Origin of the sequence: Steroidobacter gossypii, from assembly GCF_016801985.1 — a bacterium.
GTDB classification, from domain to species: domain Bacteria; phylum Pseudomonadota; class Gammaproteobacteria; order Steroidobacterales; family Steroidobacteraceae; genus Steroidobacter; species Steroidobacter gossypii.
The window spans coordinates 184,082-197,707 of record NZ_JAEVLS010000003.1 but is presented as its reverse complement, the minus strand read 5'-3'; the positions used below and the strand labels follow the sequence as shown (position 1 = coordinate 197,707).

Sequence of the window (13,626 nt, the reverse complement as noted above, 5' to 3'; positions counted from 1 at the left end):
CAATCTTTATCGCGCATCAAACGTGACGCAGGTCCGATGACGCTGTGGGAGTTGCGCATGCAACGCGGGCTCAGGTGTGTTACCCGCCGCATTGCTTTCGCAACCATGCGCCTGCCTCGCATCGCATCTGGACCGGGGATCTTTGTTCCTTTTCCGGCGTTCCGCCATGGCACATCGAAAACGATCACGCCGGGGGAGGAAATATGCGTCAGCAATTTCGGACGGCACCGGGCTGGGCGCTGGCCTTGTTTTTTACGATCGTCGCCGGCTTCGGCGGTCTCGCGCACGCCCGGCCACTGGTGCTCGAGGAACAAGCGACAGTCACCTTGCCGGATCCGAGCTGGCAGTGTTGCGGTTCGGTGGCGCTTGGCGAAAACATTCTGATCGTCACCGCCAGCCGCCCCGGCGACCCGGGCGGCGACCCGGGCAGCATCGAGCAGGCGGCGTTCGCTTTCGAACGTAACTCCGCTGGCCAGTGGCAATACGTCACGCAGCTGGCCGCCGTGATTCAGGACCGGATCGGACACATCACTCCGATCTCGGTCGCACTGGACGGCTCGATCGCAGCGGTCGCGTTCGGCCGAGTGCTTTTCTTCGAGCGTACCGCCACCGGCTGGATCAGTATCCCTTCCACGGCCGGCGCGTCCAACAGCCTCGATATCGAAGCCGATGCCGGGCGCTTCCTGGTGAGCGATGGCGGCTGTGGCTATTACGGACGCCTGATTGAACGTCAGGCCGACGGTAGTTTCGCGATCGTGCAGGACTTCACCGGCGCCATGCATCCGGATGGGTGTGACGATGAATTCTATGGCCGCGAGGTGGACATCAGCGGCAATCGCGTCGTGGTGGGCGGTCCCCAGGCTTACCTGTTTACCAACACCTCGGGCGCCAACTGGGAGCGCATGCTGGTGCCCACGCCGACCGTGTCCCCTTCCGGTCTTGGCGAAAACGAATACGTCGCGCTGTCCGACGACACACTACTGATCGGCGCGCCTCCGACCGCGGGCGGCCCTTATGTTTTCCTGCCGCCGTATCAACAGAGCAGCGGAAATCTGCTGCGGCCTGATGCCCTGAGGGCCGGGCGCACCGGCAATCTGGTGCTGAACAACGGGGTAGCGCTCGTGCCCAGCTTCGACGATCCGGAGCGCGCTGCATTCGCCGGCTCGATTGCCGTGTTCACCAGCAGCGACAACCAAAACTTCAGCTACTCGGCCAAGCTGGTCACCAGCGATACCCAGGTGAACGGATTCGGCGGCGGCGATGTGGATATTCACGGCCGCACGGTGGTGGCCAGCGCCGGCGGTGGCGTCTACCTGTTCGAGCTGCCTGCCGATCTGAGTCAGCCGGCGGTGATCGCCGACGATTTCGGCGACGGCAATGCGAGCACCTGGACGCCGATCGCCGGCAGCGGTTTCACGGTGGTTTCCTCCGGTGGCACCTATGTGTATCGGCAGTCGAGTCTCGCTGGCGCCGCGGCCTCCTCGCCCACCGGCATGGACTGGGCGAATCAATCGATCCAGGCGGACGTGAAGCCCACCGCCTTCAACGGTTCGGATCGCTGGTTCGGCTTGACCGTGCGTCAGACCGACGTGGGCAATTACTACTACGTCACCATGCGCAGCACGAACTCCGTGCAACTCAGAAAGCTGGTGAACGGCGCGATCGTGACGCTGGACACCGCCAGCTTCCCGGTGACGCTCGGGCGCACTTATAACTTACGTCTCGAAGCCATCGGCACCTTGGTTCGCGTCTTCATCGACGGCAACGAAGTGTTACGCGCCAGCGATACGTCGCACTCCAGCGGCCGCGCCGGCCTGTACACCTACAAAACCAGCGCAGACTTCGACAACGTGATCGTGACACCGAGCCCGCAGACCACGCTGTTCAGCGACGATTTCGACAGCCGCGGCATTCTCGATCCTTTCTGGCAGCCGCAGACCGGCACTTGGGCGTTGGCCAACGACAGTTCAGTGGTATTCGCGCAGACCTCGCTTGCCGGCGGCGCCCGCGCCATCGTCGGCGTGGCGGCCGACGACCAGATCCTGCAGGCGCGCGCCAAACCGACCAGCTTCACCACCACGGGCGAGCGTTGGTTCGGGCTGATCACGCGCTTCGTCGACGATCAGAACTACTACTATGTGACCGCCCGAAACAACAACACCATTTCGCTGCGTAAGCTGGTGAATGGCGTGACCACCGTGCTCGACAGCGCGCCGCTGCAGGTCACCTTGGGCACCTGGTACTCTCTGCGCATGGAAGCGATCGGCAGCTCACTGCGGCTCTATGTCAACGGCCGCTTGATGCTGGAAGCGAACGACACGTCGCACGCTCGCGGCAGCCACGGCCTGGCCGCGTTCAAGACCGCGGTTCGTTACGACGACATCAACATCCGACAGCCCTGAGGTGTCGCCAGCTCGTACGCTTGAGCGTAATCGTGCGTACGAGCTTGGCTTTCGCCGGCGCGTCACCGCGCCGGCGCTCATTCATTTCCCTTCGATGAAGGCCAGCAGATCCCGGTTGACGATGTCCGGATGAGTCGTGCAGACGCCATGCGGCAGTCCAGGGTACACCTGCAACGTGGCATTTTTGAGCAGCTTGGCGGAAAGCGGCGCCGAGTCCGCGAACGGCACGATCTGATCGTCGTCGCCGTGCATGACGAGCACCGGCACGCTGATCGACTGCAGGTCTTCGGTGAAGTCGGTCTCGGAGAATGCTTTGATGCAGTCGTAGTGCGCCTTCGCGCCGCCCATCATTCCCTGCCGCCACCAGTTGTCGATCACACCTTGCGACGGCGTGGCGCCCGGGCGATTGAAACCATAGAAGGGTCCGGCTGGAATATCACGGAAGAACTGGGCGCGGTTCGCCACGAGAGCGGCGCGGAAGCCATCGAATACTTCGATGGGCAACCCGCCAGGATTCTTCGCGGATTTCACCATGACCGGAGGCACCGCGCCGATCAATACCGCCTTGGCCACACGTCCAGCGCCATACCTCGCGACGTAGCGAGTGACTTCGCCGCCGCCAGTGGAATGCCCGACGTGAATTGCATCGCGCAGATCCAGGTGAGCGGCGAGCTGCGCCATATCGGCGGCGTAGGTATCCATGTCGTTGCCGGTCGCGGTCTGACTCGATCGACCATGACCACGGCGATCATGTGCGATCACTCGATAGCCGCGCTCCAGGAAGAACATCATCTGCGCGTCCCAATCGTCCGCCGACAACGGCCAGCCGTGATGGAACACAATGGGCTGCCCGCTGCCCCAATCCTTATAGTAGATCTCTACTCCGTCTTTGGTCGTGATCGTGCTCATATCCGCTCACCTCGCGCCATGGATTGCGAGGGAGTATGCGCCGCAATCTGAAACTCGATATTGGACCTGCGTGCTCGCCGTAGCGCGTCAGGAGCGCAGCTGGCGATCGATCATGGTGCGGGATAGAGCCCGAGGAAGTGATCGAGGATGCAGGCGTGATCTTCGAACAGTTGCGGTTCGAGCGACGGCAGCTGTGCGATCGGCACCCACTGCGCGAGCTTCGCGTCATCCGCCCCCTGCACATCCGGGAACTCCGCATCCTTGAGATCGAAATGAAATGCATTGGTGATGATCCGTCCGCGAGCAGAGCGGGCGGGATGATCGAATACGGCCGACGCTTTCAGCGCAGCGCGCAGCTGCGCAGGATGGGGTTTGTAACCCGTCTCCTCCGCCAGCTCGCGAACCGCTGCCGGGTAGAAACGTTCCCAGGCATCGACGAATCCGCCGGGCAGCGCCCACAAGCCGTGACCGATAGTGCCGCCGCGCTTGATCAACAGCACATGATCCTGCGTCGTCACGACCGAATCCGCCGTCAAATAAAATGGCGCCGTGTACTTCTCGCGATACTCGGCGACCGCACGATGCTCCGCCTGGCATTGGCGATAGGCAGGCAGCTGCGCCCAGGCTTCCAGGTAGTCACGCACGCCAGGCTCGACGTAGTTGCCGATGACCGTCAGCGCCGCCGACAAGCTGGTGCTTTCGAAGTACACACGACGCAGATCGCTCGCGTTGATGTCGAACTGCGGCTCGACCTCATGCACGGTCCAGCCCGGGAAGGCATCGAGATAACCCGACGTGCGATCCTTCTTGAATCCCACCAGGGTCACTCGAGCGCCGCGACCCGCAAAGCGCTCCAGGCCCGCACGCACCGCGTCGCCCCAGCGTTGATCGTCGTAATAGTCGCGCACCGGCAGGAACTCGACGCGCTCCCTGTGCTCTTTACTCAGCACCGCTTCGAACTGCTGTTTGCGCTCCTCCCAGGTAAAAGGATTCTGAGCATCGCGCGCTCGAAACGCAGAGCCGATCACGATGAGCACGCGAGGCGCGAGAGCGAGCGCCGCCTTCAACAGCGTGCCATGTCCCCGCTGCAGGATCTGGAATCGGCCAATGATGACGGCGACGTTGGGGTTCATGGATCACCTGCTCATGCAGCGCGTTTGAAGACCTGACGCAGATAGGCAAGAAACGTCTCATCCGAGCACAACGTCTTGCCCGGCGTGTCGGAGAGCTTGGCGACCGGCTGGCCGTTGCACTCGGTAAGTTTCATGACGATGTTCAGCGCCGGCACGCCCATGTCGTTGGACAGGTCGGTGCCGATGCCGAAGCCACACTGCACCCGGTCGGCGAAATATTCATAGAGCGCCAGCGCCTTGGGAATATTGAGCCCGTCGGAGAACACCAGACGTTTGGTGTGGGGATCGATGCGCAACCGCTGGTAGTGCGCCAGCGCTTTTTCGCCCCACACGACCGGATCGCCGGAATCGTGGCGCAGACCGTCGAACAGCTTGGCGAAGTAGAGGTCGAAGTCGGAGATGAAGGCGTCCATGCCGACCACGTCGGTCAATGCCACGCCGAGGTCGCCGCGATATTCCTGGACCCAGGCTTCCAGCGCTTCCTTCTGGAAATTCCTCAACTGCACTCCCACGGCCTGGAAGGTTTGCAGATACTCGTGAGCCATGGTGCCCATGGCGGTCAAGCCGTACTTCCTGGCGAGATGCACGTTCGAGGTGCCTTTGAAGTACTGCGGCACTTCGCGAGCAAACGTCGTGACCATTTCCTCGTGCCATTCGCGTGAGAATCGACGCCGCGTGCCAAAGTCGAAGAACTGAAACGGATGCTTGACCGCTCGCACGCCGGCCGCCTCGATCGGCGCGCTGGTGCCGTTCGCGAACTGCAACAGGTTGGGCGGCGAGACCCGTGCGACCGGCGGCTGTGAACGGAACTCGCGCAGAATGCGAATCTTCTCGGCGAGCCGCTTACGCCCCTCTTCGATGGTCTCCGGTGAGTTGAAGCGGCGAAAGTACAGTTCGTTCACGATCGAGAGCACGAAAATTTCGAAGCCCATCACGTGGATCTGCGGGCCTCGCGCCACGATCTTGAGCGTGTCGCCCTCGGTGCTGACGGTGATGTAACGCCGCTGGAAATGAAAGATGCGCAGGAAATCGATGAAGTCGCTCTTGAAGTACGACTTGGTCGCGAGGTACTCGAGCTCTTCTTCGGTGTAGTTGAGCGTGCACAGATGGTCGAGCTGCGCCTCGACGTCTGCTTGCAGGCTTGCCAGCGCATACTGCGGGGTATTGCGGCAGACGAAGCTGTAAACCGCCTGATTGGCCGGAAACCGATGCAGTATCGGCGACAGCATGGTCAGCTTGTAAAGATCGGTATCGAGCAGCGAGTGAATGATGGGGGTGAACATGGGAGACCCGCCAGGGCTTATGGTCGGAACATTTCGGTGAGGGCCTGAGCGCTGCTCGACCTCCTGGCGCCGCGCGCCAGCGTCCGCTCATAGCAGGCCGCGGCGTGCGCTTCGAAGCCGGAGACCGGGCTCATGCAATCCTCGAGCAGCACCACACGCTCGATCTCGTCAGCGGTGAATTCTTCGAACAAGTGATCGAGGGTCGCGGCCACACAGTGGCTCGCGGCCTCGCCCGCCACCAGCAACAGCCCTGCGCCCGGCCGGCACTTCTCGATCAGCTGATGATTGGTCTGTGTGCGCGGATCGTCAGGCAAGGGCACCTCGGCGCGCACCGCGCTGTACTGCTCCGTCAGCGGATTTTGACCTTTGAGCACCTTGAAAGCTCCACGCTGCACCTGAAACTCCCACTCGCCGACGGCCTCGAGCACGGCGCCATGGATATTGTGACCCCATGCGCCGATCACACAGTGCACGGGCCAGACCATCAATTTATACCGGCCCTGCGCCTCCAAGGTCTGCAGATAGCTCAAAACTTGCGGCCGCAACGAGGCATCGATGGGGGTGTAGTCGCCGGCCGCCACCTGCGCATGAGTGATCTGCGTGAAAGGAGCGACCGGCTGACCGTCGCCGCGCTTCCAGAACGTCGGACGCTCGATGGCGATGCTGGGGTGGGAGTCCAGCGTAATCACCACCTCCTTTAGCCCTCCGCGGGCGGATCGGACGAAACTCGCCAACCGCTGCATGTCCTCGCCCGCGCCGGGCACGAACAGGGTTCCCCGGGGTTCGCAGAAGTCGTTCTGGGGATCGATGATCAGAAGTGTGTGCATGATCGCTGCTCCAACCGATGTCAAACCTTAACACCGTTGGTGGACAGCCCGACCGCCGAGTTCCGCAACAACCGGAGGGTACCGGGGCTGCGACTCGGGGTATAAACAGGATCGCGCAGGTTTTACGAGTCCGGCTCGGAGGCTTTGCTGACGATGTGGCGCTGGTGTTTTCTGCTGGCTCTCGCCGCCTTGCCGCGACCGCTAGTTTCCGACACGAGCGGTCCGGCGCGGCTCTACGACGTCACTGTCGCAACGAGCATGCCTCACCTGGAAGAGAATCTGCGCTACGCCGTCTCACGTACGCAGCGATGCCTGACCCGCGAGGATCTCGCAGCGGCCTTCCCTGTTCTTCAGCAGCCTCCACTCGCAGGCTGCAAGTTACACGAGCAAATCACCGACGAAGCAACCATCGCCTACGTCCTGCTGTGTGAGAACTCGTCGGGCACCACCGGCACAGCAACCTGGCAAATCGGCGACCGCCACATCCGCGGCACGCTCGATGTAACACTCGGCGGCAAGAACATGACGTTCTCTCAACGCCTCACCGGCAGGCTCATCGGCACGTGCCCCTCCCAGTGAGCGAGCCCGTCAGCCACCGGCATCGGATGCGGCTGCCACTCGGTTCTGCCGAAATGCTTGCAGCGCCAGATAGATCGCGAAGCCGATGGCGTTCCACAACAGGAACCGCTGGATGGTCAACGCCGGCAGGCTGAAGAACAGATAGGCGCAGCCAAGGATGGCCAGCGTACCGATCAGCATGGGCGCGGGACAACGAAACACGCGCGGCAGCTCGGGTGCAGTACGACGCAGCACCATCATCGACGCCGCAGTGGTCACGAAAGCGAGCAAGGTGCCCGCGTTCGCGAGCTCAGCGATTTCATCGAGCCGGAACAAGCCCGCCGCGGCGGCCACGAAAACGCCAGTGACCGCAGTGATCAGCACCGGCGTACCAGTACGCGAAGACACTGCGCTCAGGCGCCGCGGCAGCAGACCATCGCGGGCCATCACGAAGAAGATACGGCTCTGGCCATACATCATCACCAGAATCACCGAAGGCAACGCGATCAACGCCGCCAGCCCGATGGCCCAGGCGGCGAACGGATGATTCAACGTGCGCAACACATAGGCCAGCGGCTCGGCGGACGCGGCCAATTCGGTATGGTTGACCGAAGCGACCGCGGAGATCGCCACCAGCATGTAGATCAAGGTGCACACGGCCATCGAGCCGATGATGCCGATCTTCAGATCGCGGCCCGGATTCTTAGCCTCCTCCGCCGAGGTGGCGACCGCATCGAAACCATAGAACGCGAAGAACACGATGGCCGCTGCCGCCATCACGCCTCGGACCTCGCCGCCCTCGACATGACTGGTGAATCCATAAGGCATGAACGGTTGCAGGTTCTCACCGTTGAATGCCGGCAGCGCGAGCGCGACGAAGCACGCCAGCGCCGTGAGCTTGATCACCACCAGCAGGATGTTGAACGTCGCGCTCTCGCGCGTGCCCATGATGAGCATGCCTGCAATCACCAGGGCGACGAGCACGGCGGGCAAGTTCACGATGCCGCCCGCATGAGGTCCATTCAATAGGGCGGCTGGCAACTCGATGCCTGCGCTTTGCAACCAGCCCACGAGGTAGGCCGACCATCCGACCGCAACAGTGCTACAAGCGAGCGAATATTCGAGGATCAAGCTCCATCCCACGATCCATGCGAGCCGCTCGCCGATGGCTATGTAAGTATAGGTGTAGGCGCCGCCCGCCGTCGGCATGAGCGTGGCCACTTCGGCGTAGGCCAGAGCGGCGCATGCACAGACTGCTCCGGCGATGGCAAAGGCCACGATCACCGCGGGACCGGCGCGGTCTGCGCCGACGCCGGTCAACGTGTAGATGCCCGTCCCCACGATCGCACCGACGCCCAGGGCGATCAGGTGCGGCCAGCTCAGCGTCTTGGCCAAGCGCGTGCCTTCCTCGGCGACCGCCCCGGATTGCAGCGGTTTACGCGAACCGAATATGCCCAAGCTCTTCCCCTTAAGTCCGGTTGTGACGATTGCGGCAACTTGGCGCCGGTTCAGGGCTATGAGGCTTGCATGCTCGGGCGTGTTGCTGCGGCCTGCTCCACCAGGGCTGTGACCGCTTTACGCCGCGCGCCGGACAGCGGCAAGCGAGGCGGACGCACGCGTTCCGAGCCGCGCCCCATGATCTGCTCGGCGAGTTTGATCGATTGCACCAGATCGTGCTCGGCATCCAGGTGCAGCAGCGGCATGAACCAGCGATAGATGGCGCGCGCGCGGTTCAGATCGTTGCGACGCAGAGCCTCCACCAGCTGAATCGATTCCTGCGGGAACGCATTCGTCAGGCCCGATACCCAGCCCACCGCGCCCAGCACGAGGCCTTCGAAGGCGACGTCGTCCAGGCCCGCCAGCAGCTTGAAGCGGTCGCCGAACGCATTGATCAGATCGGTGAACCGGCGCGGATCGGGCGCCGATTCCTTGATGGCGACAATGTTTTTTACATCGCTCAAGGCCTGCAACACGCCGCTGGTGATGTTCACCCGATAGGCCGGCGGGTTGTTGTACAACATGATCGGCAGGTCGGTGGCTTCGGCGACCGTGCGGAAGTGAAAGATCAACTCTTCTTCGGTGGGCACATACACCATGGCCGGCAATACCATCAGGCCGTCGGCGCCAGCGCGCTGCGCGTCCTTGGCGTATGCCACCGCACGACGCGTATCGAACTCGGACACGCCAGTCACCACCGGCACCCGGCCTGCGACCGCTTCGACCACCGCGCGCAGCAGCGTGCGCTTTTCATCGCCGTCCAGCGAGTTGTTCTCACCCACCGTGCCCATGGCGATGATGCCGTGCACGCCATCCTTGATGAGGTGATCCACCACGCGCTGAGTGTCCGCAACGTCGATCGACAGATCCGGCTTGAATTGAGTGGTTGCCGCCGGATAAACGCCTTGCCAGGTGGGGATCATGATTGCCTCGTGGTCGAGCAGGTTACGTATATCGTATATTATCTACTAATCGCTCAAGATCCAACAGAGGTTGCATGCGGATCATTGTCATCGGCGGCGGCATTATCGGCTCGAGCACGGCTTTGCGCCTGCGCGCAGGAGATCTTCAGGTCACGCTGGTCGATCCTTCGGACCTGCTCCGGGCGGCCTCGTGGGGCAACGCCGGACATATTGCCATCGAGCAGGTCGAGCCGCTTGCCTCCTGGGCCACGATCCGCTCCGCGCCCCGCCGCTTGTTCAGCGCCGGGGGCGCGCTCGGATTGCCATTGAGCCAGATCGGTCGATGGCTGCCGTTCGCGCTACGCATGACGAAATTTTCGTCCGCGGCTCACGTGCAGCGAGGGCGCGCAGCTCTGCGTTCCCTGCTTGCAGCGGCCATGCCCGCCTGGCGCACGCTGGCTGCGAGCTTGGGCGCACCGGGCGTGCTGCTGGAACAAGGTCACATCGTGGTCTGGGAATCGCCCGCCACCGCTGCGGCCGGCCTCGCTTCCTGGCGTTCCGTTGATGTTGGCACCGCGCGTTTTCACGAATGTGATCAAGCCGAGCTGCGCGAAGTGGCGCAACTCATCAAGCGTCCCTTGAGCGGAGGCATCCGCTTCGAGAACACAGGTCAAATCGCCGACCTTCCCAAATTGAATGCCCTGCTCAGCGCATCGCTGCGCGAACACGGCGTGGAACTCGTGCAAGGCGCGGCTCGCGCCATCGAACATGGCGGCTCCGGCACTGCCGTGTTGCTGGAGGATGGCAAACGTTTGTCCGCCGATCTCGTGCTCATCACTGCGGGCGTTCGATCGCGCGCACTGCTCGAACCCTTTGCCGATTGCGTGCCGCTGATCGCCGAGCGCGGCTATCACCTGCAGATGCCCAACCATCGCTGGCCCGATCTGCCGCCGCTCGTGTTCGAGGACCGCTCCATGATCGTCACTCGTTTCGAGTCGGGCCTGCGCGCGGCGAGCTTTGTCGAGTTCGGTAACGTGGACGCGCCGCCTGACCGACGCAAATGGGACCGCCTGCGGAATCACATCGCCGAGCTCGGCTTGCCCTGCGAGCCGCAGCCCGAGTCAGGGACCGTTGAATGGATGGGCGCCCGACCCACGTTGCCCGATTACCTGCCCGCGATCGGCCGCGTCGCCGACGCCCCGAACATCCTGTACGCATTCGGTCACCAGCATCTCGGTTTGACGCTCGCTGCCATCACCGCCGAGCTGGTGGGGCAGCTGATCTGGAATCAGCTGCCCACGGTCGACCTGCGGCCATTCGACATCGGGCGCTTCTCCGCCGCCTAGGAACGAATTCCCCAGCAGAACGGGTCGGCGGGATCGAGCAGCAGCTTCGCCTCCGCCGTGACGAACGCGGTGCCGGTGATTTCGGGCGCGATGGTTCCGGCGGCGCGATCGAGCCAGCGATAGCTTGCGGTGAATACGCTGCCGAGCACGCTTTCCTGCGTCCACTCCTCGCCTTCCTGCAGATGACCGTCGGCCGCGAGGCAAGCGAGCTTTGCACTGGTGCCCGTGCCGCACGGGGAGCGATCGTAAGCGCGGCCCGGGCACAGCACGAAGTTGCGGCCACGCTTCTCCGAATGTGAGTGCGAGGGCGTCATCAACTCGACATGGTCGACTTCGGGGAAGCCCTGCGCGTTGACGGCCTGTCTGACTCGCCAGGAAACATCGGTGAGCTGCTCCACATGCCGCAATTCGATCGGCGCCGACGCCCACTCCATCAGATAGAACCAGTTGCCGCCCCATGCGACGTCGCCCGTCACGCGACCCAAGCCTGGAACATCGACGCTCACAGCGCGCGCCTTGCGGAAACTAGGCACGTTCGCGATGGTGACCGAGCCATCGGCAAGCAACCTGGCGTGGACCGCGCCCACCGGTGTGTCGATCTTGATTTCACCTGGCTTCAACATGCCCGCGTGCGCCAACGACACGACCACGCCGATGGTCCCGTGACCGCACATGCCGAGATAGCCGACGTTGTTGAAGTACAGCACACCGAAGTCGCAGTCCTCACGATGCGGCTTACACAGCAGAGCGCCGACGACCGTGTCGCTGCCGCGCGGCTCGTTCACGATGGCGGAGCGAAAGGCATCGAAGCTGCCTTTGAATCGTTGCAGCCGTTGGTCGAGTGGCCCGTCCCCGAGGTCGGGGCCGCCCTTCATGACCAGACGCGTGGGCTCGCCGCCCGTGTGGGAATCCAATACTCGAATGCTACGCATGAAGGTGTTCAAACATCCTGACAGCCGCCATCCCTGCTTGCGTCATGGCGCCGAGAAATTTCGTTCGTCCGCCGGTGGCGGCGGATTCTCGCCGCCGTCGGCAATGAACTGTGCCATACGCTGCTCCAGCACCGGTAGCGGCACCGCGCCGATGGCCAGGATCGCGTCGTGGAACTTGCGCTGATCGAACTTCGGCCCGAGCGCCTGCTCCGCTTCCTTGCGATGACGACGAATCTGCAACTCGCCGAGCTTGTAGGCGACCGCCTGGCCCGGCCAAGCGATGTAGCGATCGACTTCGGTGGTGATCTCGTGCTCCGACAACGCGACATTGTCTCTCATGTAGGCCAGGGCCTGCTCACGGCTCCAACCGTAGTGATGGATGCCGGTGTCGACCACCAGACGAGCAGCGCGCCACATCTCGTACACGAGCTGGCCGAACTCCTCGTACGGCGTCTCGTAAATGCCCATCACGCGGCCGAGCCACTCCGTGTACAGACCCCAGCCCTCGCCGTAACCGGAGAAATAAACTTCGTTGCGGAACGCCGGCCGCTCCGGTCCTTCCAAAGCAAGCGCCGCCTGGAAGCTGTGACCCGGAGTGCATTCATGCAACGCGAGCGCCGGCAACGTGTAGAGCGGACGCGCCGGCAAGTTGTATGTATTGAACAGGCAGCTTTCCAGCCCGCCTCGCCCGCCGGTGTAGATGGGCGCGAGCGCGTCGGGCACCGGCAGGATGCCGTGACGGAAGCGCGGCAGCGTACCGATCGTGTCTTTCAGCTTCAGGTCGGCCTTTTTCACGATGTACGCGGCCGTCTGCAACAACTCGCGCGGTGTCTTGGCGTAGAACTGGGGATCGGTGCGCAGGAAGGTCATGAACTCCGGCAAGGTTCCGGTGAACCCGGTCCGCCGCATGGTCGTTTCCATCTCAGCCTTGATGCGCGCGACTTCGCTCAATCCGATCTCGTGAATCTGCGGCGCCGTGAGCTTCAGGGTCGTGTGCTTCTCGATCATGGCCTGGTAGTACTTCGGGCCGTCCGGCAGCTTCGAGGCGGCCAGCGTGGTGCGCGCCTTCACCAGATATTCCTTGCGGATGAAGTCGAGCAGCTTGCTATAGGCGGGAACCGCTTTCTCGGCGATCACCTGGCGCGCCTCGGCCTGCAGTTTCGCCTGCTCCTCCGGCGCGATCGACACCGGCATCATCTTGAACGGTCCGTACAATGGATTTGTATCGTCCGCCTTCAGATAGGGTTCGATGGTGCGATCGCGCCCCGTGACCGAAACCTTCGGCACGGAAAAGCCGCGCTTCAGTCCGGCGCGCATGTTGGCGATGTTCTCATCGAAATAGCGCGGCACATCGGCAATGCGGCCGAGGTAGCGCCGATACTCGTCAGCCGTCTGAAATCCTTCGCGCGGGGTGAAACTGGTCCAGAAGAACGTGTCGGCGTTGAACGGCGCTTCATAGTTCCTGAAGCGGATGTCGGTGATCTCGTCTTGAAGAATGGTGCGGAACACGCCGGCGTTGATCTTCTCTTCCGGCGAGAGCTGGTCGAACGGGATCTGGCCGAGCTGTTGCAGCGTCCTGGTCCAATACTGCAGCCTGGCCTGCTCGCTGGTGGCGTCGACTTTCGGGAGATGATCCGCGGTCGCCCCGCGCTTCGGGTCACCAGGCTCGCGCGCCATCTCCTTCAGCCGCCACTCCCACTCCGCGTTGTACAGCGCCTGCAGTCGCGCGTCCGCGCTCGCTCCGGGACCGCTCGCCTGCTGGGCGATCGCAACGTTCGCCCACACAGGCGCAAACAGCAGCAGGGTCACCGCAATGTTTCGGAGCCGACGCATGCGC

Annotated in this window: 11 protein-coding genes; 3 read left to right on the top strand and 8 right to left on the bottom strand. The window is 63.0% G+C overall.

The genetic code is table 11. From position 1 onward, the window contains the following. Window positions 1–203 precede the first annotated feature (203 nt). A complete protein-coding gene (locus JM946_RS14815) occupies window positions 204–2,402 on the top strand; it encodes a hypothetical protein (RefSeq protein ID WP_203168070.1) in 2,199 nt (732 codons plus the stop codon). An 81-nt stretch (window positions 2,403–2,483) separates the two neighbouring features. Here the strand turns inward: JM946_RS14815 and JM946_RS14810 are convergent, their stop codons facing one another. From JM946_RS14810 to JM946_RS14795, 4 genes are all read right to left on the bottom strand, one after another. Further along, window positions 2,484–3,311 carry an alpha/beta fold hydrolase gene (locus JM946_RS14810; protein WP_203168069.1) on the bottom strand — a complete coding sequence of 276 codons (828 nt, stop codon included), beginning with the start codon at window positions 3,309–3,311 and terminating at the stop codon, window positions 2,484–2,486. 110 nt (window positions 3,312–3,421) lie between these two features. Then, entirely contained in the window at window positions 3,422–4,444 is a 1,023-nt protein-coding gene (locus JM946_RS14805; protein WP_203168068.1) for an NUDIX domain-containing protein, read from the bottom strand. An 11-nt stretch (window positions 4,445–4,455) separates the two neighbouring features. After that, window positions 4,456–5,727, bottom strand: a complete 1,272-nt coding sequence (gene pncB / locus JM946_RS14800; RefSeq protein WP_203168067.1) for a nicotinate phosphoribosyltransferase — start codon at window positions 5,725–5,727, stop codon at window positions 4,456–4,458. A 17-nt stretch (window positions 5,728–5,744) separates the two neighbouring features. Then, window positions 5,745–6,554: an isochorismatase family protein gene (locus tag JM946_RS14795; protein WP_203168066.1), complete on the bottom strand. Its 810-nt coding sequence runs from the start codon at window positions 6,552–6,554 to the stop codon at window positions 5,745–5,747. A gap of 189 nt (window positions 6,555–6,743) precedes the next feature. Here JM946_RS14795 and JM946_RS14790 point away from each other — a divergent pair, with 189 nt between their 5' ends. Next, a complete protein-coding gene (locus JM946_RS14790) occupies window positions 6,744–7,133 on the top strand; it encodes a DUF3617 domain-containing protein (RefSeq protein ID WP_218042876.1) in 390 nt (129 codons plus the stop codon). A gap of 9 nt (window positions 7,134–7,142) precedes the next feature. Here the strand turns inward: JM946_RS14790 and JM946_RS14785 are convergent, their stop codons facing one another. After that, a complete protein-coding gene (locus tag JM946_RS14785; protein WP_407700558.1) occupies window positions 7,143–8,564 on the bottom strand; it encodes an amino acid permease in 1,422 nt (473 codons plus the stop codon). A gap of 62 nt (window positions 8,565–8,626) precedes the next feature. Beyond that, window positions 8,627–9,532, bottom strand: a complete 906-nt coding sequence (locus JM946_RS14780) for a dihydrodipicolinate synthase family protein (protein WP_203168064.1) — start codon at window positions 9,530–9,532, stop codon at window positions 8,627–8,629. 74 nt (window positions 9,533–9,606) lie between these two features. On the opposite strand from JM946_RS14780, the gene JM946_RS14775 reads away from it, so the two are divergent. Continuing rightward, window positions 9,607–10,857, top strand: a complete 1,251-nt coding sequence (locus JM946_RS14775; RefSeq protein ID WP_203168063.1) for an NAD(P)/FAD-dependent oxidoreductase — start codon at window positions 9,607–9,609, stop codon at window positions 10,855–10,857. Here JM946_RS14775 and JM946_RS14770 read toward each other — a convergent pair. Together JM946_RS14770 and JM946_RS14765 are read right to left on the bottom strand one after the other, a co-directional pair. Further along, window positions 10,854–11,789 (bottom strand): proline racemase family protein, encoded by a 936-nt coding sequence (locus tag JM946_RS14770; protein ID WP_218042874.1) that lies wholly within the window; start codon window positions 11,787–11,789, stop codon window positions 10,854–10,856. The genes JM946_RS14775 and JM946_RS14770 overlap by 4 nt on opposite strands. A gap of 42 nt (window positions 11,790–11,831) precedes the next feature. After that, window positions 11,832–13,622: a DUF885 domain-containing protein gene (locus JM946_RS14765; protein WP_203168062.1), complete on the bottom strand. Its 1,791-nt coding sequence runs from the start codon at window positions 13,620–13,622 to the stop codon at window positions 11,832–11,834. Window positions 13,623–13,626 lie beyond the last annotated feature (4 nt).